The following is a 19561-nucleotide window of genomic DNA, read 5'->3' as shown; positions in this document are numbered from 1 at the left end:
ATTTAGACATAAAAAAACGGCTCATATAGAACCGTTTTCGAATATTAATGCTTAGCTATAAATAAGCTTAACCAAGCTGCTCAGCTAAAGTATTGCTCACCAATTCTACTGGTTGCGTACCGTCAATAGTTAAGTACTTGCAGTTACCAGCATTTGCTTCTGCTTGGTAGTAATCAACCAATGGCTTAGTTTGCTCGTGGTAAATTGCTAAACGCTTACGTACAGTCGCTTCTTCATCATCTGGACGAACAACTAGGTCTTCACGTGTTTCGTCATCTTTGCCTTCAGTTTTTGGCGGATTGTATACCACATGGTAAACACGGCCAGAACCTGGATGAACACGACGACCAGCCATACGCTCAACAATCACTTCGTCAGCAACGTCGAATTCGATAACGCTGTCTACATCAACACCGTTTTCTTTCATTGCGTCTGCTTGTGGAATTGTACGTGGGAAACCATCTAATAAGAAACCAGCTTTACAATCGTCTTGGGCAATACGCTCTTTCACTAAACCGATAATTAATTCATCTGAAACTAATTGGCCAGCATCCATCACTTCTTTTGCTTTCTTACCCAGCTCAGTGCCCGCTTTAATCGCAGCACGAAGCATATCGCCAGTAGAAATTTGAGGAATACCGTATTTTGACATTAAGAATTGTGCTTGTGTGCCTTTACCTGCACCAGGAGCACCTAACAAAATAATGCGCATATAAATCTGCCCTTAGAGTTAAAAACTTATTTGCTTGTGTAACTTAGTTAAACATTAACCAAGCAAATAAGTATCAAAATTTGAATCGTTATTAATTTACGTTTGTATTCTTGCTTAGATATAAGTAAGCGATTATTTATTCTTTGCCTAAATACGGGGTGACACTATACATTTTCGTATCTACGCAAACAAGTGGCATTTCATTGCTTAGATCAAAAAACCAACGTATTTATTTACTTCAACAACAACTCGTTGATTTAAATAAATATTAAGCAATTTCAATTCGATTAGTTTATGCGTTCATATCATAAAAAATACGCTAAATGCCTTTATTCGAAGATAAAATAATAACCATAGGCAACAATTAGCGCAGGAATAGCCGAATATAGCGTCGCGACAATGGCAACTTTTGGTGATAAAGCAATCGCTGGAAACAGTGCATCACCATCGTTACTGATAGCATTACCAAGCTGAGCTGAAAGAGGAATTGCACCAGATAAGTATAAAGAAGTAGTGATAATTTGCGGGCCACAACCGGGGATCATACCGACTAATACGCCCATCAAAGGCGCAGCAGCGCCAAAAAGCTTAAAAGCATTCGTTAGGTCGAATTGACCATAATGCATAACTAACTCAAAGCTCAAAAACGCCATTACTACCCAGCTAGTGACAAAGTTAGTATCAAGCGCCACTTTTTGAAAAGCTTTGCTTTGTTTTAGCTTTTTATCTTCGGCAACTATTGACTCAAAGTTAGTGACTTCACGGGTAACTGACCATAGAAAAATAAAAGTGAGTGCAAATAGCGCCCCTAATGCTGATACATAAGTATCGCTAACGCTCAATACACTAGCCACATCGACTTGCGCAGCCATCATAAGCCCGACAATTGCGCCTGGCAGCATTAACCATTGCCAAGCAAGGCCCTGGTAGCGCAACCGACGAGGCACAACTTGCCTGTGAGCTGAGCTTCGGCTGCTTGAGCATTGTGACCATTGATCACTAATGGCGTTATCGACAACCGTCTTGCGAAGGAAATCTGGCCCATGAATACGGTTAACCGCAAGTCCCGATAAAATTCCGACAATCAAAGACATCAATGCCACACCTAGCCCAGTGAGAGGCTCGGCGGCCAAAAGCAAAAATGCCGCGTCGCCCATCGTTGAAGTGAGTACAGCGGCCACAGCGCCAAATCCCATTCGCCCACTAACGTATTGCGTAATGACAACAATTGCACCGCCACACCCCGGTAAAACCCCTAACACGCTGGCAATAACCACTTGTCGTGTCGCCTGATAGCGCTTATTTTTGGCAATTGTGAGCTGATAAATTTTATCAGCGAATAGGTGATAAACCGCAAGTGTTGCAGCGACAAAAACGGCAACTTGCCAGAAAGCATCCGATAACACGGAAAGAGTGAGTGAACGTGTCTCGGTATTAACCAATAACACCATAATTACAACTGGAATTAACAAACGGCGGTAGTGAGGCACTAGCGAGCGAAGTGAGAATACGTCTAATTTTTCTAATAAAGAAAATGGCATAAGGTACTTATCTTGTGGCTAAATGGGCAAGCAAAGTAAATTTGCGTAGCTATGGCTGGACTTTTGATAGATGGCAGTGAACGTGCGCTGACAGTTTTGGCGTAAGAGTGCAGAGTGACACACAATAGTTAGTGTTAATTTTTGGGTTTAAATATTCTGATCACTCGGCCTAATACTTGAGTTTTATTTGCCGGGCCAAGCACCTCTACAGGCACGCTTGCAGCATTTTCTCCTTTACTCCAAATCAAGCCATTGTGATCAACCACAGCAACGGTTTTCACAATAATCCCGTATTCAGGATGATCTATAAGCAAACGTTGACCGGGCTTTATTGGCATAAAGTTGAGCCATTTGGCGGCCAAAATAAAGCACCCCTGCGGAATAACGGGCGCCATACTATGGCCTTTAACTTTCCAAATTTTTAATCCAAGCATAGTAATTTAATCCAGAATAAGGGCCAACGCTTAACCTTCAGCCTTTAGGTCTGGATAAACTAAGTTCTCACTTGGCGGATAAGGGCAATTTGCAGTGTAAGTTGCTACGCCTTTAGTTTGCCAAAAAATATCAGCAAATTGATTAACCTTGTCTAATAACTTCAATGTTGCCGTGCGATCAATATGTTGTTTCGCAAAAGACGCCGCTAACATAATTTCATGGGTTAGCTGATGCAATTGGGGATGTGCATCAAGTTGTGGTTGTTTGATATAGTCGCCCCAGATAACTCGAATTTCTTCCTTAACAGTTTTGCCGTGGCTTTCTTTTTCGGCAACTAGTCGATTGAATGTTGCTTGTTGCTCAAAGCTTAGCTGTTCATGAGCTTTTAGCTCTTCCAGCAAATCAACCATACGAATCATGGTTAACACCGCTAGCTGAGCCGACATTGGGTCATAAATTTTACAAGGTATATCGCAATGCGCAGACGCGGTATCAAAAGGATTTTTCTTATCAAGTTGGCTTAGTATTTCAAAAATCATTTTATTATCTCCTATCAATCAAGCGTCGTTACTTTTGCTCTTTCGAATTACCTGCGTGTTTTTTCTTGATACGAAACGCTATTGCAAAGGTCAATCCAATTGGTGCTAGCCATAGTAAATGTATTAACATCGCCATCGGGTCGCTGTGATCGTGACCAGGGTGAGCGAAAGATAAACTTGAATAGGTCACCGCGATGAATAAGCATAAAATGCGCATTGTCATTGTTGTTCTCCGTACTAATTAGCTATGTTAACTATCTATGTTTTCTGGCTTAGTTGATTGGCTCAGTTTACTGGCTTAGTTGATTCGCTTAGCTGCTTATCTGTTCTACTTATCAGAGCTACTTATATGAGCTATGAAATGCTGAGAAATGTCGCGAAGCTTGCCATTAAATCCACTTTAATGAATCTGTGAAGCGTCTTGATTTAACAATTGCTCCATCGATTCCAGCTTATCCTTGCAGCCTTCACAGATCGGATGCTTTTGTGCAAATTGCATTATTGGCGCTAAGGTCAAACTTAAACCTTTAAACGCGATAAGCTTGATATCTTCGTCTTGCACTTCTGATTCAGTAACTTCGATTAAGTACTCATGTGGCACCATCAAAAATCGCAAGCTCACCTCTAATTTGCCCATTTCTTCATACAATGATGACAGGTTGTGGCAAGTGCATATCCAAGCCATCAGGGTATCAGCGCACTTTGGCGAGTTGCGGTATTGGTGGGCGAGCAAGTCATACGCTTCACTGTAAAAAAACTCTGCTTGTTGAAACTGCTGTTCGTGAAAAGATTCGTTACCTAACTTCAATAATGATTGCCACTGGCTTAGATCTAGATAATCTTGATTTTTATGACTGTGCTCCATGCGCCCTCTCCTACTTCACTTGTGCCAAATAACTTGCCACGCGTTCTTTATTCATGACGACGCCAGCACCAACGGTTTCCCATTGTTTTTTCACATCACCTAGATTGTCTGCACCATCAACTTGAATAACACCTAGCATACCCATGACAAAATGCGGCGTGCATTTATAGAGGTAAACGCCCTGCTCATCGAAGGTGTAGGTAAACTTTTGCCCCATAGTGCTAGAAAACTTCTTTGCAGCACTAGGAATGGCAACAGATTCAACATTATGGGTTACATCGGCTGGCACAAAGGTCACCGTATCGCCTTTCGCAATTTTTAAATAACCTGGAGACATCACCATGGTTTGACCGCTACCATCGGCAGTTAATAACTGTACCTCATGGTTTTTAGCCGCAGCGACATTATTGGCACACAATGCAAGCAGCGCACATAGCCCGATAAAGGTAAAGAATTGTGTAGCTAAATCACGCGCAGAATCTAATTTGGTTCTCATAGTGGTTCTCGTATTTGTCTGATGTTGTTTCACATATAGTCGCGTCACGATTCACGTATTGACGCTTTGAAAAATAACGTATCGAAATATCAGGCACTGACTTATCTTCTCTTGATCTATATGCACAGCGCCAACACTTAAATGGTAATCGTTATCATTTAGATCATCAATAACTAATTTGAAATTTTTACAAAGTTGTTTTTATAGCCGTTTTTCATAGCTGCTATGACCAGCCCACAAATAACATGTTCAACAGCATCAATCGCGTGTGTCGACTAGGGTATTGGCTGCGTAAGGTAAGAGCTGGTGGCAAGTGGTTCATAAAGAAAACGAGCAAAAGAGGTTTGCTAGCACAACTAACCTAGTAAACAAGGTGCAAGTTGCTTCTCTTTATCGCCAGCTAGCTAATTTGATAAACTGAGCGCTTGCTAACTTCTGGCTTAGTTCAGGTTTAGAACAAGTCTAATTAGAAAAGAGTTTATGAGCGTTAATATCCGCACTGGCACCATCGAAGAGGTGCTTACCATTAACAGTCAAATTCCTGAGTTTGACGTTAAATTAACCAATGAGAAGCTATCAAGCCGACTGGCTCATACGCCAAGCTTAATTTTGGTCGCCACTATGCAAACACGCGCGAGTATCACTGACCGAGATAAACAAGCATTAGTGGCCTATAAAATTGGCTACGCCACCAGCGGCAGCGAATTTTACAGTTGGTTAGGCGGCGTTGTACCCGCGTATAGAAAATTAGGGATTGCCAACCAGCTCAGAGACAAGCAAGAAAAATGGGCAACTAAAAACGGATACCGTTACCTGCGGGTAAAGTCAATGAATCGGTTCCCGGCCACGCTGCAGCTACTAATAGCAAACGGCTACCGCATTGAAGGATATGAAGATAATGGTACGCCTGATAACAGTAAAATACTGTTCTATAAGTTTCTCTGCGAATAGTCACCGATTAAGCTGCCAAAACTTTAAACAGCGGCTTAGGACGAATCACCGATATAAAAAAAGGCGCCAATTGGCGCCTTAGTGTTTTCATAAAGAGCGATTATTCTCGCGCTTTCAGCTTGGTTACTTAGCCAAGCTCATCATTAGTTTATTCAGCTTAGCCACAAATGATGCAGGGTCGCTTAAGCTGCCGCGCTCTGCTAGTGTCGCTTGCTCAAATAACACTTCAACCCACTGGTTAAATTTGTCGTCATCTTGCTCGTCAGCAACGTGTTTAACTAGCTCGTGCTCGGCGTTAATTTCAAAGATTGGTTGAATTTCTGGCACTTCTTGACCGACAGATGCCATTAATTTTTGCATCTGAATACTCATATCATCTTCGGCAGTTACGATAACGGCTGGCGAGTCAGTTAAGCGGTTAGAAATTTTAACGTCTAGTACTTTGTCGCCTAACGCTTCTTTCATTCGCTTGGCTACTGAATCAAACTCTTGCTCAAGTTTTTCTTGTGCTTCTTTTGACTCTTCATCTTCCATGCCGCTTAGGTCAACACCACCGCGCGCAACAGATTGTAGCTGCTTACCGTCAAACTCAGTTAAGTGGCTGACTAACCATTCATCGATACGGTCAGATAGCAGCAGTACTTCAATACCTTTCTTGCGGAAGACTTCTAAGTGCGGGCTGTTTTTCGCTGCGGCGAAACTGTCTGCAACTACGTAGTAAATTTTGTCTTGGCCTTCTTTCATGCGCTCAACGTAGTCAGGTAATGACACGTTTTGCACGCTTGAATCTTCGTTAGTTGACGCAAAGCGCAATAACTTACCAATTTGCTCTTTGTTAGCCATATCTTCAGCTGGACCTTCTTTTAGCACTTGACCAAATTCGTTCCAGAATGATTGATATTGCTCTTGGTCTTTCTTACCTAACTTCTCAAGCATTTTAAGTACGCGCTTAGTACAACCCTTGCGGATGGCTTGCGTTACTTTGTTGTCTTGTAAGATTTCACGCGATACGTTTAGTGGTAAATCGTTTGAATCTAATAAACCTTTTACGAAACGCAGGTAAGTCGGCATAAACTGCTCTGCATCATCCATGATGAAAACGCGTTGCACGTAGAGTTTTAAACCGTGTTGCTTTTCGCGATTGTATAAATCAAATGGTGCTTTGCTAGGAATATAAAGTAGTGATGTGTACTCAGTTGTACCTTCTACCTTGTTGTGCTCCCAAAGCATTGGCTCTGCGTAGTCGTGCGAAACATGCTTGTAGAATTCTTTGTATTCTTCATCGCTAACATCTGCTTTTTCACGTGTCCAAAGCGCTGTTGCTTTGTTCACTGCTTCCCACTTGGCAGGCTCGGCGTCACGCGCTTCAATCGCAGGGCGAATCACATTACCTTCGTCGTCTTTCTCTTCCGGTTGTGCTTCTACCGCTGGAATTTCTGGTGTTAGCATTTCAACCGATACAGAGATGTGATCTGAGTACTTAGTGACAATTGACTTTAAGCGCCAATCATCAAGGAATTCATTTTCTTCTTCTTTTAAGTGAAGAATAATGTCGGTACCACGGCCTGACTTTTCGATTTGGCGAGTCGTAAATTCACCCTCACCTTCACTTTGCCATTCCACACCTTCGCTTGCAGCAACACCGGCAGCACGAGAGCGAACAGTTACTTTGTCAGCAACGATAAACGCTGAGTAAAAACCCACACCGAATTGACCGATTAATTGTGAGTCTGACGCTTGGTCGCCAGATAGTTTTGAGAAGAACTCAGCCGTACCTGATTTTGCAATGGTACCTAAGTGAGCGATGATCTCGTCACTTGTCATACCAATACCATTATCAGAAATGGTAACTGTGTTGTTTTCCTTATCGGCACTTACACGCACGCGTAACTCACCGTCACCTTCAAAAAGATCAGCATTTTGTAAGGCTTTAAAACGCAATTTGTCTGACGCATCTGCCGCGTTTGATACTAACTCACGTAGGAAAATCTCTTTGTTAGAGTAAAGTGAGTGAATCATTAGTTGAAGTAGTTGTTTTACTTCAGTTTGAAAACCATGAACTTCTTTTTGACCTGTCTCAGACATCTGAAACATCTCCTATCTGAACTCAAAATAACCAATGTAACGCTAATTTAGGCAAGCTAGCCGCTACGCTACTTTTTACTTAACAGGAGATATGGGGATAGTGTTTTTGAATTCAAGAAAATTTATTGGAGATTTTTGAAGTGGGCTTTTACATCAACTTAATTGAGGGAAAAACAAGCAGGCATGCACTCGCCATTACAGATATTATTCCGTCAGTACAGAGTAACTTTCAAATTCAACTTCTTCGTAACTACCACTATCGAGCTTAAGGGTATGAAACGCTGGCTCACCCTCTTCATCGACAAAGTTAATCTCTAACCATAGTTCGTTATACTCATCAATCATCCACACTTTATGCAGTAAATTAGAGTCCACTAAGTATTGATAAAGCTGGTAGGTGGCATATAGCTCATGTTCCGGTGTATCAGCGATAGCGAGAAGATCCGCTGGTACAGAGATGACATTGATAAGAAAGTTTACTGTTTTCATAGTCCTGCATTTATAGCTGCATAACTTAAAGAAGATAAAGTCTGTTGGTCTAATCAGCCCTATTAATACCTGCGGCGATTTTAACAATATTTGACACTAGCGGGTGAACAATGCTGCCTTGAGGGGTAATTAGTTGATATTCCTGAGAGATATTTTCGGCTTTACCAATGTAGGAAACATTAAATTTACCCATAATCTCTTCTTTAATCATCAGTGGCGCGGGAAATATACCAAAACCATCCCGCCCTAGTGACTTCATTAGTGCGATGTCGGTAGCGTAGACCGTAATATCAGGCGCTATTTTATTCACGTCAAACCACTGCATTAAGCTGCGGGTTAAACTGCTATTTTGACCTGGCATCACCACTTGAGCTTGATCCAAGCAGTAAGGAAAATTAGCGATAAGCTCATCAATATCGCCATCACTATGTGAGGCAAAAAAACCGATTTCGCTGTGACCAATATGCTGACAATAAAGCGGTAGATCTACATCGGCGATCAATGGTAAATCCGTCAAAATCATATCAAGCTTGTGCAGTGCCAGTTGACCAATAAGCTCATCTAAGTTGCCATCCTGAATGCCTAACTTTACATGTTGTTCACCCGTCAAGGCTGGTGATAACCATTTACTGGCTAATGTTTTAGGCAAGCCATCTGTCACGCCAACTCGGCACATTGTCGTAACGTGTTTCTCTCCCGAGGCCACTGTGTGCAACCACTCTTGTGCCTTAGCAAACATATCGTCTGCGTAAGATTTAGTTAGGGCGCCAAATTCTGTTAATTCAAGACTACGTCCACGTTTGATAAATAACGGTCGATCTAATCGCTCTTCTAAAGCAGCAATTTGCGCACTCACCGTTTGGGGGGCAAGGTTCAGTTTTTGTGCAGCTCGCGAGATGCCACCTTCATTTGCTGTCACCCAAAAATAGTAGAGATGGTTATAATTTATCTGCATTCGTTGTTCCACTCCCTAGTCTACTCAGTAGCCATTATTTCGTAAATTACGAAGTAATAGTCAGAAATATTCAGATTTTATCTTAACGAGAGTTAAATTAACTTTAAAGACCACATGGCTAATAATTGACTGGTCTGAGAATTGGTTAACCACTTCTACCGGTCAATTAATGAGGTGATTTATGCGTATTTCCATTGTAGTGGTTTTAACGGTATTGTTCAGCTTTTCAGCGCCTTCTCTAGCGGCTAAATTCTCAGCTGAGGCGATGATAAACGAATGTTTATTGGACAATATATCGCAGCAGCAACAGGTAGGTTGTCAGGGCTTTTTCTATGGCCTTATCAGTAAAAAGCAAGCACTGCTTGCACCAGTAAAATCAAAAGGCCTAGTCGATCGCGCCTACAACAGCAGAACCAGCACCAGTAACTACAGTGTCGTCAAAACACGTAAGTATGGTATGGATCAAGTATGTTTGCCTGACGACATTGACTATCAGACATTCAAAAGTGTGCTAAAGAAAGCTGCGATTAATTACAACGCTCAGCTTGATGTGGAATCGGTTACCGACATTCTAGCACGACACTACAGTTGCAAATAGCACGCAGTTAATAGCACGTAAGCGCCACCAACTTACTTTACAACTGCGTTCATCGTGCCTACCAGCCCCATGCACTATATTTATTAATATAAGTCCATAAGCTATTAACTTGCTTATCGCGCTTAAGGGCCTTCTCGTGATAACAAATCTTTCCTAACCGGAACTAAAGGGTAATTTCGACAACAGGTTAAGCTATGACCACGATTAAGAAGTTTTTGCAGCTGGAAGCTGCCGCAGGATTGATTCTTTTATTTGCAACTTTGTTGGCATTATTAGTTGCTAACAGCGCTTTGTCTGTCTATTACGAGATGCTGATCCAAATTCCAGCTGGCATTCATATCGGTGGTCTAGCGATAAATAAGCCCATTTTACTTTGGGTAAACGACGGCCTAATGGCAGCGTTTTTCTTTTTGGTCGGTCTAGAATTAAAGCGTGAACTGTTAGAAGGACACTTATCTGAACCTAAAAACACCCTACTTCCAATTTTTGGCGCTATAGGCGGTATGGTGATACCAGCGCTCATTTATTTAGCGCTTAATTATCACGATGAAGTAAACCGCATTGGCTGGGCGATTCCAGCGGCAACCGATATCGCTTTTGCGCTCGGCATTTTAATGTTACTTGGCAAGCAAGTTCCTGCCGCACTTAAAATATTCTTAGTGACCCTTGCCATTATTGATGACATTGGCGCCATTGTTATCATCGCGGTTTTCTATACCCAACAAATAGAAACCGTACCGCTATTTATCAGCGCGATATGTTTAGTGATCTTAACTTTGCTCAATAAAAAAGGGGTCTCTGACATACCCGCCTATATTTTAATTGGCGGTATTCTTTGGGTAGCTGTTTTGAAGTCTGGCGTTCATGCCACTTTAGCTGGGGTGTTACTCGCTTTCTTTATCCCAATGCGCGATAGCAAGAATCCCGACCACTCACCAGTTAAGCAATTAGAATCTAGCCTACACAGCTCTGTCGCCTTTGTTATTCTGCCACTCTTCGCCTTTGCCAATGCGGGCATCGACTTTCGAGAGCTCACCTCCGAGGCGATAACTCACCCAATCACCTTAGGTATTGCGCTTGGATTAGTAATAGGTAAGCCACTGGGTATTATGTCGATGTGTTTTGTTGCCATCAAACTCGGTATTGCAAGGCTACCAACGGGTATTGGTTGGTATCATATTTTCGGTGTATCAGTGCTATGTGGTATCGGCTTTACCATGAGTTTGTTTATCGGCTCGCTCGCCTTTGAAACAACAGGGAGCAACATTATTGTTGATGAACGCCTTGGTATTTTATTAGCGTCATTTATTTCTGCCATTCTTGGCTTTATGATCTTAAAAAATGCGTCTGCAACACAAACATTAAGTGATGATGGTAATGATAGTCGCCAGAAAGAAAGCGGTTTATCTGGAGACAATACCAATCACTCTGATGATCAAAGTCATTTTGCAGCTAACAGCCGTAAAACCAATACATCCAGTGAGGCATAGTGTGCGTAAATTGTGTGCTTTAATTTGGCACATCATTGCTTTAGCTTAACTGGTAGACTAACGAACAACTTTATCAATATGAATATCAAGCCGTTTTGCAAGGCGTGTTAAGTTAGCACGATCAACCCCCAGATGCTTAGCAGCCCTGCTCCAATTCCCTTGATAAAGGGATAACGCACGACGCACCAGCTGACGCTGATAGGCATCAACATTTTCTCTTAAATTTATTGGCGTATCGTCAAATTGCTTGTAATCAAAGTGCCCTTGTTCAAAGTGCTTGTTGGCAAATTCATTGCCAATTTCTGTTTGAGTAGAAGCTGCTAACAAATCCTTTTCTGTTGCTTGTTTCGAACCACTAAAACCACCAATTGGGGCTACTAATTCACTATCGTTATCCGTAATTGTGACTATCGATTCATAACGATTAGCAGCTGGCACTTTTGCACACGCCTTTAATGCCGCTCGATTTAATAAATGTTCTAATTCCCGCACATTACCAGGCCAAGTGTAATGCGTTAGCTGCTGCATTAGTTTGGTTGATAATTTTAACTGGCCGACACCAAGCTTGCGTTTTGCACGTTCAATAAAAAAGCCAGCCAGCAAGGCGACATCACCATGGCGATCACGCAATGCAGGTACTTTGATCGGGTAAACGTTTAGTCGGTGATATAAATCAGCGCGAAAACGGCCATTTTCGACTTCATCTTTTAAATTGCGATTTGTTGCCGCAATAACGCGAACATTGACAGTGATAACTTCATCTTGCCCGACCGGTTGAACCTCTTGGCTTTGTAGCACTCGTAATAGCTTGCTCTGCGCAGCAAGCGGCAGCTCGCCCACTTCATCAAGAAAAATAGTGCCGCCATCAGCAATAACAAACTTACCAGCGCGCTTACTATTGGCACCGGTAAAGGCGCCTTTAACATGTCCGAATAGCTCACTTTCAATCAAATTTTCGGGTAACGCAGCGCAATTCACGTGAATGATTGCTGCTTCAGACCGACTCGATTGTTGGTGAATACTATGAGCAATAAGCTCCTTACCAGTGCCACTTTCTCCTTCAATCAGCACTGAGTAATTTGAAGGTGCAACCATACTTATCTCATGATTAAGCTTTTCCATCGAGGGACTTTGTCCAATAAGTTCGGTATGAACACCCGATATGCTTGGTTCGTTAATGGCACGCATTACCGCTTTAGAGTGATTAATATTCGATTCGAGTGAGTTTAAGGTAAGCGCTGTGTGCAAATTAACCGCGACCATTGCACTTACCAAAGACAGCGCACGCTCAGACAAACCATTGAATATATTCGGCGTTAAGCTATCAAGCGTTAATACGCCAATTAAGTGTTCATCGAAATAAAGTGGTAACCCCATGCAAGCGTGGATCGGTAAATCGCCTTCTTTGCTACTCAGCAAGCCATCGTAAGGATCGGGAAGTGGTGAGTCAGCTGCAAATCGTATCGCTTCTCTTGCCGTGCAAATTTGGCTAAATCTCGGGTGCTCATCAATGACAAAACGTCGCCCCATGGTATCCGCACTTAACCCTTGGCTAGCTATCGGTTGCAAGTAATCACCTTTGATAACGAGCAAAGCGATAGCATCACAAGTAATAACCTTGCGAATTGCTGTTAGGACATCATCAAAGCGTTGCTCTTTTGCCGCGCTCTGTGCCAATTCAATAGATAATTCTAATAATTGATTGTCAGCTAAATTGTTCATTTGATGGTTGTTCTTTTGATTGCTGTTTTTTTGATTTTGTGCTGTGTTCATTATGTCAGTATGGAAACGACTAGCTGGCTTTCTCTCTACCTTTCTCTACTTAACTACCTAATTTACTACCTAATTTACTACCTACTTAACTACCTAACTATCAACGTACCTAGTTAAACCGTTAGCAGCTTTCAGCTAAACGCAACCTTACTATATCAAATACACACAAGCATGTCTTTATGACTCACAAAAACCCTATGTCATTTTGACTCCATAAAATCATCAAGTTTAGATATCTATATATATTTCAATACATTAAAAGATTGGCACTAGTCTTGATATGACTCAAATAGGTAACGCTTAGATAACAAAGCCTCAGAAAGTCATTCTAAGGTCAATAGCGCGCAGATAAGCCCCGCTAGCACACTTAGAGTAATGAGGCCACGTAAGTTACAGACTTTAGCAAAAGCATTAAACACGAAACATCGGAGCCATTATGTACCCTGCACCATATTCAAATTTTCTAATTGCTGATGGCAGTCAATTTGACCAAGCACAACTGAATTTTCAAAAATGCATTCTTATTGGCAATTGGATGATGCTTACTTCGCTAACTGTCATCTTGATGTGCGTTACCATTACTTTTGGTTTTGACCACTACTTTTCGATTGCAAGCCAAGTCACCGCGCATATCGCGACAATCATTTTCGCTGGTGTTTTAAAGTGGGTTACGTTTTACGTTGCATTGGTGTCCACGGTTTAGGTCACAAGGTGTTTTAAGATGATGATATCTGAACCACTTGTAAATGCTGAAAACAATACCTCAGCTTTATCCATATTTAATGATCGCCATCCACTATGGCAATTGTCATTTCGCGCCTTCTTTTTAGCGGCAAGCTTGTTTTCTGTAGTTGCCGTTGCGCTTTGGGTGGGATCGCTATCAGGTCTTAGTTTCGCGAGTCCTATTACTGCTAAAGCCCTCTACTTATCTAGTTTAGTATGGCACGCTCATGAGATGATTTTTGGTTTTGCCGCCACTGTTGCCATTGGGTTTATCTTAACCGCGGTGCAAACTTGGACAAGTTCGCCAAGCATTAGCGGTCGTCCAGTTATGGCGCTGGTTGCAATTTGGGTCATGGTGAGAGCGCTTCTTTGGTACAACACAATATCAAGTCTAGCTTTTGCCATTGCACTACAGAGCCTTTGGTGGCTTGCTATTATTGGCTGCTATGCGCGTATTGTGTTGCGCGCGAAGAACAAACGAAACTACTTGTTTATTCCTCTACTTAGTGCACTAGCAACGGTCAATTTGCTCGTATTAGGCTGTGGTTTGGCAGGGAAAACTGATTTAGCAGTGCATTTTACACGCTCAGCGGTACTCATTTTTACCCTAGTGATGGCAGTTGTTGGTGGCCGTGTAATCCCGTTTTTTACAGTTCGCGGCGCGGGTACTGAACCCACGCAGCCGCTACCTTGGCTGGAAATGGCGCTACTACCAGTCGCCATTGCTGGCATCACTATTTTTATCCTTGGGCAGTTTATCTCCCTGCCAATCACACCAGCCCTATTCATGCTATCTGCTGGCATACTGCATCTAGTGCGCTGTGCTCGTTGGTCAGGCAGAAAAACGCTGAATGTGCCACTGCTTTGGTCGTTACACTTAGCTTACTTATTAATGAGCCTAGGCCTTATCGCCCTTGGTTTGAGCTATCTTACCCCAATGGTTCAATTTAGCGCTGCACTGCATATAATCACTATTGGCGCAATCGGCTTGATTATCATTGCTATGATGAGTCGAGTATCACTAGGCCATACAGGGCGGGCGTTAATCACAAAACGCCGTATCAATTTGGCATTTTACTTGGTAGCTGCCGCCGCACTAATTCGCTTTATCTTGCCACACCTAGGCTATACCCTGCTGAGCTGGCAGCTTAGCGCCTTGCTATGGGGTATCGCATTTAGCTTATTTTTCTTCACTTACTGGCCAATACTTACTAAACCTCGTCAGTAAGCTCACTTTTAACTTTCTAGTTTGTTGGAGTAGACATGCAATCTAATCAAGCCCTTTCCGTTCAAGATATTAGCCTAGTGCAATCAACCTTACCGCTTATTGAGCAGGCCGGTGATGCTGTAACAGCGCACTTTTATCAACGAATGTTTCACCACAATCCTGAGCTGAAAGATATTTTTAACCTAACCAATCAAGAAACCGGTCGACAGAAAGCAGCATTGTTCGAGGCGATTGTCGCCTATGCGAAAAACCTAGATAACATTAGCGTGTTAAAACATGCCGTTGAGCGTATCGCCAATAAACACGTGAGCTTTCATATTAAACCAGACGATTACAATATTGTTGGTCATCATCTTATTGAAACCATGCGCGAGCTGCTGGGCGAGCATTTCACACAAGCGATTGAAAAAGCATGGTCAACCGCATATCAAGTACTCGCCAACTTGTTTATAAACCTTGAAGAAGAATTATATGTTAACCGTGAAACTGCGACAGGTGGCTGGCGCGGTAAACGCGCCTTTAGCCTAGTAGATAAAATTCAAGAATCTGAGTTGGTTACAAGCTTTGTTTTTGAGCCGATTGATCAGCAGCCTGTAATGAACTACTGCCCCGGTCAATACATAGGCATTGAGTTAAAGCCGACAACATCACCTTACAACGAAATTCGTCAATACTCGCTGTCAACCAGCCCAAATGGTAAGAGCTATCGCATTTCGGTAAAACGTGAGTTAAGCGATGTAAGCGAGCGCAATGGTGTGATGTCGAATTATTTACACGATCACTTAAGCCTTGGTGACATTGTTGATTTACACGCCCCTACTGGCGACTTTTACTGGCTAGATCGCCAACGACCTGTAGTGCTAATTTCAGCTGGTGTTGGCATTACCCCAATGCAAGCCATGTTAGATACGCTCGCTCAGAACAACTATCCACAACAGGTAATTTATTTACATGCCTGTGAAAACGAAGCGCAGCACTCTTTTGCCAAACACACAGCACAGCAATGTCAGCAACAAGGTTGGCAAGCCTATACTTGGTATCGAGAAGGAGCAGCTGATCAACCAGACACTTTCACAGGTATAATGGATTTTTCAGTAATTGATTTACCACTAGATACAAATGGTGATTTTTATCTTTGTGGGCCAGTCGGATTTATGCAGTTTGCCAAGCAGCAACTACTCAAACTTGGTGTAGATGAGTCATGTATTCATTATGAGGTATTTGGCCCGCACGCCAACCTTTAAGGGCTATGGGGTAATAAGGATTTGCGGTGTCGAGTTAATGACTCTCCACCGCAGCTTTATAGTGAACTATACCTGATAGCTTTTTCGACCTGATAACGCATGTGACAAAGTATTGCCATCAACATACTCAAGCTCGCCGCCTACTGGCACCCCGTGAGCAATACGCGATAAATTGACTTCAAATGACTTTGCCATTTCCGCGATAAAGTGCGCAGTCGCTTCCCCTTCAACTGTTGGATTGGTGGCTAAAATCACTTCTTTAATACCGCCCTGTTGCAGTTGTGCTTCAAGCAAGTCTAACCCTAAATCTTCTGGGCCAATACCGTCGATTGGTGATAAGTGCCCCATTAAAATAAAGTATCGACCTTGAAACTCGCCCGTTTGCTCGATGGCAATAACATCTGCTGGACTTTCAACAATACATAATTGCTCAGCATGCTGGCGACGTGGACTTTCACAAATATCGCATAATGCTTGTTCAGTAAAGTTACGACACTGCTGACAATGCCCGACCTGCTCCATAGCTTTTGCCATCGTTTCCGCGAGCTTAGCACCACCTTGACGGTTTCGCTCTAATAAGTGAAACGCCATACGCTGAGCAGTTTTGGCACCGACACCGGGTAAACAACGAAAAGATTCAATTAATTCTTGGACAAGTGGGCTGAACTTCATAGAGATATAAATTAGGTAATTAAGGTCAAAAACGGGCAAAGTGTAGCAAGCTAAACGTCAGCAAGACAATAAAAATCAAGCCTATTCACGCGCATTGACATTTATTGGCACAGAGCCTACGTAAGCCAATGCCATCAACATAAAAAAGCACCAATTGACTCAATCAATTTGGTGCTTTCACTAAATTCGCAATTTATAACACTATTGTTTTGGGCCTTGGCGATTCGTTAAAAACTCTTTAAGCATTCGCCAGTCACCAATAAAGCTGTACCAAGGATAGGTAAAGGTTGCCGGACGATTCTTCTCAAAGAAAAAGTGACCAACCCAAGCAAAGGCATAGCCGGAAACAAGCGCTAGTAATACCAGCCACCAAGTTTGCTTAACAAAGGCTAATGCGAGTAATGCAAGTGCTACTGCGCTGCCGATGTAATGTAAACCTCGGCAAATTTTATTTTGGTGTTGCGACAGGTAAAACGGGTAAAATTCTTCAAAACTTTGATATTTTTTGGGCGTTGCCATGCTTAGCTCCCCGTTAGTGTGTTTTCTCTGTGATGCACCATGAGCGCACCGTTTACTTTACCTACCTGCACTTCTTTAATGAGCTCGTAATCTACGTCTTTGAAAAACTCTCGATACTTATCATTGGTAGCATATACGGCAACACCTTGGCTATCAGGATGCTCTTCAAGCACGGTATTAACCGCAGCCATTAAATAATGACCAAAACCGTGATGTTGATGCAAAGGGTGAATGGCAATAAAGCTGAGCATATGGAATTTCGTTAAGGGCACTTGCGACATGATCCGCTTTTCTTTTTCCATCATTTGTTTGGTTGAGAAGTACCCTGCGTTTAACAGCATTTTTAGACGCCAATGCCAAAAGCGTTCAAAGCCAACGCCATCATCTGGACCATTTAAACAAGCAACCCCCACCATGGCCTCACCAAGATACAAACCAACCATCGGCTGTTTAGCTTGCCAAAACGCGCCCAATTCTTCACGAATTGATGTGCGCAACCGTTGTTCGTAATCTTCTTTGTCGCCATGGAAAATTTCTAAAAAGACAGGGTCATCGTGGTAGGCTTGATAAAGTAAAGAAGCGGCAAGCTTAAGATCCTCTGCGGCTAAATAAGTTGCTCGAATATCAACATCTTGTGGTGCGGATACCGTTTGCGTCATAGACTCCCCCATTTTTTAATTGCTTGTTAGCGTGTGGTTTGTGCTTTTATATTCATACCAATCGAAATAAGCATCTTTATCACGGCAATAGCGTACAAACCTGTTGTTAATTTATTGTAGTAGTACGTGCACTATTCGCTAATCGTTTTTATTTTTCTTGTTTACAATACCACCATAGCAACAAGCGAAGAATTAGGTCAATAATCAATCAGCATTCGCCTTTGCTACTTTTCCTCTCACCCTTGTTAAGCTTCACTATAATTAAACAATAAAAATCATAATCTCGTTAGCTTTGAAAGGCCCGCTTATGGACACTTCCTTACATTCAATGAACACGCTGTTTGCACAATTAGGGCTTGCAAATTCGCCCGCTGACATCAATGCCTTTATCGCCAAACATAAAGGCATACCCAGTTCAGTTAGGCTAGCGCAGGCAAGTTTTTGGAGTAAAGCGCAACAAGATTTTCTTGAGCAAGCAATTGCGGAAGACGCTGATTGGGCTGAAATTGTTGATAGCCTAGATTCACAGCTAAGGTAGCTTTAGTTTCTGATATCAATTTAATTAACTGAAACACCAATTAAAAATAGCCGAAAAATATAAGCACAAAAAAAGCGCTAACGGTAAGGTTAGCGCTTCGGCTTTCAGGTTAGATAGTTTGTCGTTTTATAGTTGGGCGTAAGCCATTTCACCCCAGCTAACTAACAAACCATCGCGGAAAATGAGTGGTGTACATTCGTCTTTCGTGGTGATGCCATCTTTGTGTTTGCGGTTAGTGCGGTAATAAAGTACTTGCACATTTTCACCGTCTTTTTGGTAAACCTCATTAAAATCTGCCACACCTAAACGTGATTGCACATCAGCAAAAGACGCATTCAGTTGTAGGCGCGCGATCTTTTTACGGTTTTCGTATTCTCGATCACCTAAATCATAACCGTAGTGACCATCGTCACCCCCCACTGAAACTACACAGCCACTCAATGCCATTGTTAGCGGTAATGCAGTTAATAATAAAACAAGTGACTTTTTCATCTTCTATAATTCCCTAAGTTTGATTATTATTGCTTACCACTCAGCAAGTCATGCACCAAGATTTCAAGGTGTTGATTTTGTTAATTTTTTAATGAATTCATCAGAGCTTTGAAATTTAGCACTTGGTCATATTTGCTAATACTTGTTAATTTTTTCACACGATTAAGCATTATGACGATTAAAGACGAAATTTTAGCCATCGCTAACCAACTCGCCAACGATGGACAAAGTCCAACAGTCGCGAAAGTGAAGGCAAAACTCAGCGAAGCCGCGCCATTACCCACGATTATTAACACCCTTAAAAGCTGGCAACATCAGCCAGAGAAGACCAGTGTTGATAAGGCGAATAAGGGTTCAAATAGTGCTGATAAAAGTAGTGAAAATATTCAAACGGTGGAGTTGTCAGAAGCGCAATTGGCACTGTTGCAAAATAAGCTACAAAGTCATATCGAGAAGGCGGTTGCAGCAGCGATTAAACCACTGCAAGAAGAACTTGATGAAATAAAACAGCTACTTAAAGCTAAATAACCTCTGGCTCGGGTAGCATCACAAAAACA

23 protein-coding genes are annotated in these 19561 nt (G+C 42.2%); 8 read left to right on the top strand and 15 right to left on the bottom strand.

Annotation, left to right across the window (positions count from 1 at the left end; genetic code table 11):
- Positions 1-67: 67 nt before the first annotated feature.
- The 7 genes from adk to DXX92_RS07610 form a co-directional block, all read right to left on the bottom strand.
- The gene (gene adk, locus DXX92_RS07640; protein ID WP_115999915.1) at positions 68-712 is read right to left on the bottom strand and encodes an adenylate kinase; all 645 of its coding nucleotides are present in this window, start codon (positions 710-712) and stop codon (positions 68-70) included.
- Positions 713-1041: 329 nt separating this feature from the next.
- Positions 1042-2253, bottom strand: coding sequence for a putative manganese transporter (locus DXX92_RS07635; protein WP_115999914.1), 1212 nt, complete (start codon positions 2251-2253; stop codon positions 1042-1044).
- A 134-nt stretch (positions 2254-2387) separates the two neighbouring features.
- On the bottom strand, positions 2388-2687 hold the full coding sequence (locus tag DXX92_RS07630) for a S24 family peptidase (protein WP_115999913.1): 300 nt from the start codon (positions 2685-2687) through the stop codon (positions 2388-2390).
- Between the two features lie 30 nt (positions 2688-2717).
- On the bottom strand, positions 2718-3227 hold the full coding sequence (sodN, locus tag DXX92_RS07625; protein WP_115999912.1) for a superoxide dismutase, Ni: 510 nt from the start codon (positions 3225-3227) through the stop codon (positions 2718-2720).
- Positions 3228-3255: 28 nt separating this feature from the next.
- On the bottom strand, positions 3256-3450 hold the full coding sequence (locus DXX92_RS07620) for a hypothetical protein (protein WP_115999911.1): 195 nt from the start codon (positions 3448-3450) through the stop codon (positions 3256-3258).
- A 177-nt stretch (positions 3451-3627) separates the two neighbouring features.
- Entirely contained in the window at positions 3628-4092 is a 465-nt protein-coding gene (locus tag DXX92_RS07615; protein ID WP_115999910.1) for a hypothetical protein, read from the bottom strand.
- Positions 4093-4102: 10 nt separating this feature from the next.
- Positions 4103-4588, bottom strand: coding sequence for a plastocyanin/azurin family copper-binding protein (locus DXX92_RS07610; RefSeq protein WP_115999909.1), 486 nt, complete (start codon positions 4586-4588; stop codon positions 4103-4105).
- A gap of 480 nt (positions 4589-5068) precedes the next feature.
- Here DXX92_RS07610 and DXX92_RS07605 point away from each other — a divergent pair, with 480 nt between their 5' ends.
- Positions 5069-5539 (top strand): GNAT family N-acetyltransferase, encoded by a 471-nt coding sequence (locus DXX92_RS07605; protein ID WP_115999908.1) that lies wholly within the window; start codon positions 5069-5071, stop codon positions 5537-5539.
- A gap of 123 nt (positions 5540-5662) precedes the next feature.
- On the opposite strand, the gene htpG is transcribed toward DXX92_RS07605, so the two are convergent.
- From htpG to nhaR, 3 genes are all read right to left on the bottom strand, one after another.
- On the bottom strand, positions 5663-7624 hold the full coding sequence (htpG, locus tag DXX92_RS07600) for a molecular chaperone HtpG (RefSeq protein ID WP_115999907.1): 1962 nt from the start codon (positions 7622-7624) through the stop codon (positions 5663-5665).
- A 204-nt stretch (positions 7625-7828) separates the two neighbouring features.
- The gene (locus DXX92_RS07595; protein ID WP_115999906.1) at positions 7829-8113 is read right to left on the bottom strand and encodes a hypothetical protein; all 285 of its coding nucleotides are present in this window, start codon (positions 8111-8113) and stop codon (positions 7829-7831) included.
- 49 nt (positions 8114-8162) lie between these two features.
- Positions 8163-9068 carry a transcriptional activator NhaR gene (nhaR, locus tag DXX92_RS07590; protein ID WP_115999905.1) on the bottom strand — a complete coding sequence of 302 codons (906 nt, stop codon included), beginning with the start codon at positions 9066-9068 and terminating at the stop codon, positions 8163-8165.
- 181 nt (positions 9069-9249) lie between these two features.
- Between nhaR and DXX92_RS07585 the strand changes: the two genes are divergently transcribed.
- Entirely contained in the window at positions 9250-9666 is a 417-nt protein-coding gene (locus DXX92_RS07585; RefSeq protein ID WP_115999904.1) for a hypothetical protein, read from the top strand.
- A 194-nt stretch (positions 9667-9860) separates the two neighbouring features.
- On the top strand, positions 9861-11156 hold the full coding sequence (nhaA, locus tag DXX92_RS07580) for a Na+/H+ antiporter NhaA (protein ID WP_115999903.1): 1296 nt from the start codon (positions 9861-9863) through the stop codon (positions 11154-11156).
- A gap of 57 nt (positions 11157-11213) precedes the next feature.
- On the opposite strand, the gene norR is transcribed toward nhaA, so the two are convergent.
- The gene (gene norR, locus DXX92_RS07575; protein ID WP_116002339.1) at positions 11214-12878 is read right to left on the bottom strand and encodes a nitric oxide reductase transcriptional regulator NorR; all 1665 of its coding nucleotides are present in this window, start codon (positions 12876-12878) and stop codon (positions 11214-11216) included.
- A gap of 487 nt (positions 12879-13365) precedes the next feature.
- On the opposite strand from norR, the gene DXX92_RS07570 reads away from it, so the two are divergent.
- From DXX92_RS07570 to hmpA, 3 genes are read left to right on the top strand one after another with little or no spacing between them, the layout of a single operon-like run.
- The gene (locus DXX92_RS07570; protein WP_245961425.1) at positions 13366-13632 is read left to right on the top strand and encodes a hypothetical protein; all 267 of its coding nucleotides are present in this window, start codon (positions 13366-13368) and stop codon (positions 13630-13632) included.
- Positions 13633-13650: 18 nt separating this feature from the next.
- The gene (locus DXX92_RS07565; RefSeq protein ID WP_245961424.1) at positions 13651-14880 is read left to right on the top strand and encodes an NnrS family protein; all 1230 of its coding nucleotides are present in this window, start codon (positions 13651-13653) and stop codon (positions 14878-14880) included.
- Positions 14881-14915: 35 nt separating this feature from the next.
- The gene (gene hmpA, locus DXX92_RS07560; RefSeq protein ID WP_115999902.1) at positions 14916-16124 is read left to right on the top strand and encodes an NO-inducible flavohemoprotein; all 1209 of its coding nucleotides are present in this window, start codon (positions 14916-14918) and stop codon (positions 16122-16124) included.
- A 66-nt stretch (positions 16125-16190) separates the two neighbouring features.
- Here the strand turns inward: hmpA and recR are convergent, their stop codons facing one another.
- From recR to DXX92_RS07545, 3 genes are all read right to left on the bottom strand, one after another.
- Positions 16191-16796 (bottom strand): recombination mediator RecR, encoded by a 606-nt coding sequence (recR, locus tag DXX92_RS07555; protein ID WP_115999901.1) that lies wholly within the window; start codon positions 16794-16796, stop codon positions 16191-16193.
- A gap of 201 nt (positions 16797-16997) precedes the next feature.
- On the bottom strand, positions 16998-17315 hold the full coding sequence (locus DXX92_RS07550; protein WP_115999900.1) for a DUF962 domain-containing protein: 318 nt from the start codon (positions 17313-17315) through the stop codon (positions 16998-17000).
- A 2-nt stretch (positions 17316-17317) separates the two neighbouring features.
- Complete coding sequence (locus DXX92_RS07545; RefSeq protein WP_115999899.1) at positions 17318-17974, bottom strand: GNAT family N-acetyltransferase; 657 nt, start codon at positions 17972-17974, stop codon at positions 17318-17320.
- Positions 17975-18281: 307 nt separating this feature from the next.
- Here DXX92_RS07545 and DXX92_RS07540 point away from each other — a divergent pair, with 307 nt between their 5' ends.
- The gene (locus DXX92_RS07540) at positions 18282-18512 is read left to right on the top strand and encodes a DUF2789 domain-containing protein (protein ID WP_115999898.1); all 231 of its coding nucleotides are present in this window, start codon (positions 18282-18284) and stop codon (positions 18510-18512) included.
- A 126-nt stretch (positions 18513-18638) separates the two neighbouring features.
- Here DXX92_RS07540 and DXX92_RS07535 read toward each other — a convergent pair whose 3' ends face one another.
- Positions 18639-19004 (bottom strand): DUF3192 domain-containing protein, encoded by a 366-nt coding sequence (locus DXX92_RS07535; protein ID WP_115999897.1) that lies wholly within the window; start codon positions 19002-19004, stop codon positions 18639-18641.
- Positions 19005-19175: 171 nt separating this feature from the next.
- On the opposite strand from DXX92_RS07535, the gene DXX92_RS07530 reads away from it, so the two are divergent.
- Positions 19176-19532 (top strand): DNA-binding protein, encoded by a 357-nt coding sequence (locus DXX92_RS07530; RefSeq protein ID WP_115999896.1) that lies wholly within the window; start codon positions 19176-19178, stop codon positions 19530-19532.
- Positions 19533-19561: the final 29 nt, after the last annotated feature.

It is taken from the genome of Thalassotalea euphylliae, assembly GCF_003390395.1.
GTDB lineage: Bacteria > Pseudomonadota > Gammaproteobacteria > Enterobacterales > Alteromonadaceae > Thalassotalea_F > Thalassotalea_F euphylliae_C.
This window is presented reverse-complemented; position numbering and strand designations above follow the sequence as displayed.

Excerpts from the sequence above, each read along its gene's own strand:
- adk (WP_115999915.1), bottom strand. The coding sequence starts at position 712 with ATGCGCATTATTTTGTTAGGTGCTCCTGGTGCAGGTAAAGGCACACAA.
- DXX92_RS07635 (WP_115999914.1), bottom strand. The coding sequence starts at position 2,253 with ATGCCATTTTCTTTATTAGAAAAATTAGACGTATTCTCACTTCGCTCG.
- DXX92_RS07630 (WP_115999913.1), bottom strand. The coding sequence starts at position 2,687 with ATGCTTGGATTAAAAATTTGGAAAGTTAAAGGCCATAGTATGGCGCCC.
- sodN (WP_115999912.1), bottom strand. The coding sequence starts at position 3,227 with ATGATTTTTGAAATACTAAGCCAACTTGATAAGAAAAATCCTTTTGAT.
- DXX92_RS07620 (WP_115999911.1), bottom strand. The coding sequence starts at position 3,450 with ATGACAATGCGCATTTTATGCTTATTCATCGCGGTGACCTATTCAAGT.
- DXX92_RS07615 (WP_115999910.1), bottom strand. The coding sequence starts at position 4,092 with ATGGAGCACAGTCATAAAAATCAAGATTATCTAGATCTAAGCCAGTGG.
- DXX92_RS07610 (WP_115999909.1), bottom strand. The coding sequence starts at position 4,588 with ATGAGAACCAAATTAGATTCTGCGCGTGATTTAGCTACACAATTCTTT.
- DXX92_RS07605 (WP_115999908.1), top strand. The coding sequence starts at position 5,069 with ATGAGCGTTAATATCCGCACTGGCACCATCGAAGAGGTGCTTACCATT.
- htpG (WP_115999907.1), bottom strand. The coding sequence starts at position 7,624 with ATGTCTGAGACAGGTCAAAAAGAAGTTCATGGTTTTCAAACTGAAGTA.
- DXX92_RS07595 (WP_115999906.1), bottom strand. The coding sequence starts at position 8,113 with ATGAAAACAGTAAACTTTCTTATCAATGTCATCTCTGTACCAGCGGAT.
- nhaR (WP_115999905.1), bottom strand. The coding sequence starts at position 9,068 with ATGCAGATAAATTATAACCATCTCTACTATTTTTGGGTGACAGCAAAT.
- DXX92_RS07585 (WP_115999904.1), top strand. The coding sequence starts at position 9,250 with ATGCGTATTTCCATTGTAGTGGTTTTAACGGTATTGTTCAGCTTTTCA.
- nhaA (WP_115999903.1), top strand. The coding sequence starts at position 9,861 with ATGACCACGATTAAGAAGTTTTTGCAGCTGGAAGCTGCCGCAGGATTG.
- norR (WP_116002339.1), bottom strand. The coding sequence starts at position 12,878 with ATGAACAATTTAGCTGACAATCAATTATTAGAATTATCTATTGAATTG.
- DXX92_RS07570 (WP_245961425.1), top strand. The coding sequence starts at position 13,366 with ATGTACCCTGCACCATATTCAAATTTTCTAATTGCTGATGGCAGTCAA.
- DXX92_RS07565 (WP_245961424.1), top strand. The coding sequence starts at position 13,651 with ATGATGATATCTGAACCACTTGTAAATGCTGAAAACAATACCTCAGCT.
- hmpA (WP_115999902.1), top strand. The coding sequence starts at position 14,916 with ATGCAATCTAATCAAGCCCTTTCCGTTCAAGATATTAGCCTAGTGCAA.
- recR (WP_115999901.1), bottom strand. The coding sequence starts at position 16,796 with ATGAAGTTCAGCCCACTTGTCCAAGAATTAATTGAATCTTTTCGTTGT.
- DXX92_RS07550 (WP_115999900.1), bottom strand. The coding sequence starts at position 17,315 with ATGGCAACGCCCAAAAAATATCAAAGTTTTGAAGAATTTTACCCGTTT.
- DXX92_RS07545 (WP_115999899.1), bottom strand. The coding sequence starts at position 17,974 with ATGACGCAAACGGTATCCGCACCACAAGATGTTGATATTCGAGCAACT.
- DXX92_RS07540 (WP_115999898.1), top strand. The coding sequence starts at position 18,282 with ATGGACACTTCCTTACATTCAATGAACACGCTGTTTGCACAATTAGGG.
- DXX92_RS07535 (WP_115999897.1), bottom strand. The coding sequence starts at position 19,004 with ATGAAAAAGTCACTTGTTTTATTATTAACTGCATTACCGCTAACAATG.
- DXX92_RS07530 (WP_115999896.1), top strand. The coding sequence starts at position 19,176 with ATGACGATTAAAGACGAAATTTTAGCCATCGCTAACCAACTCGCCAAC.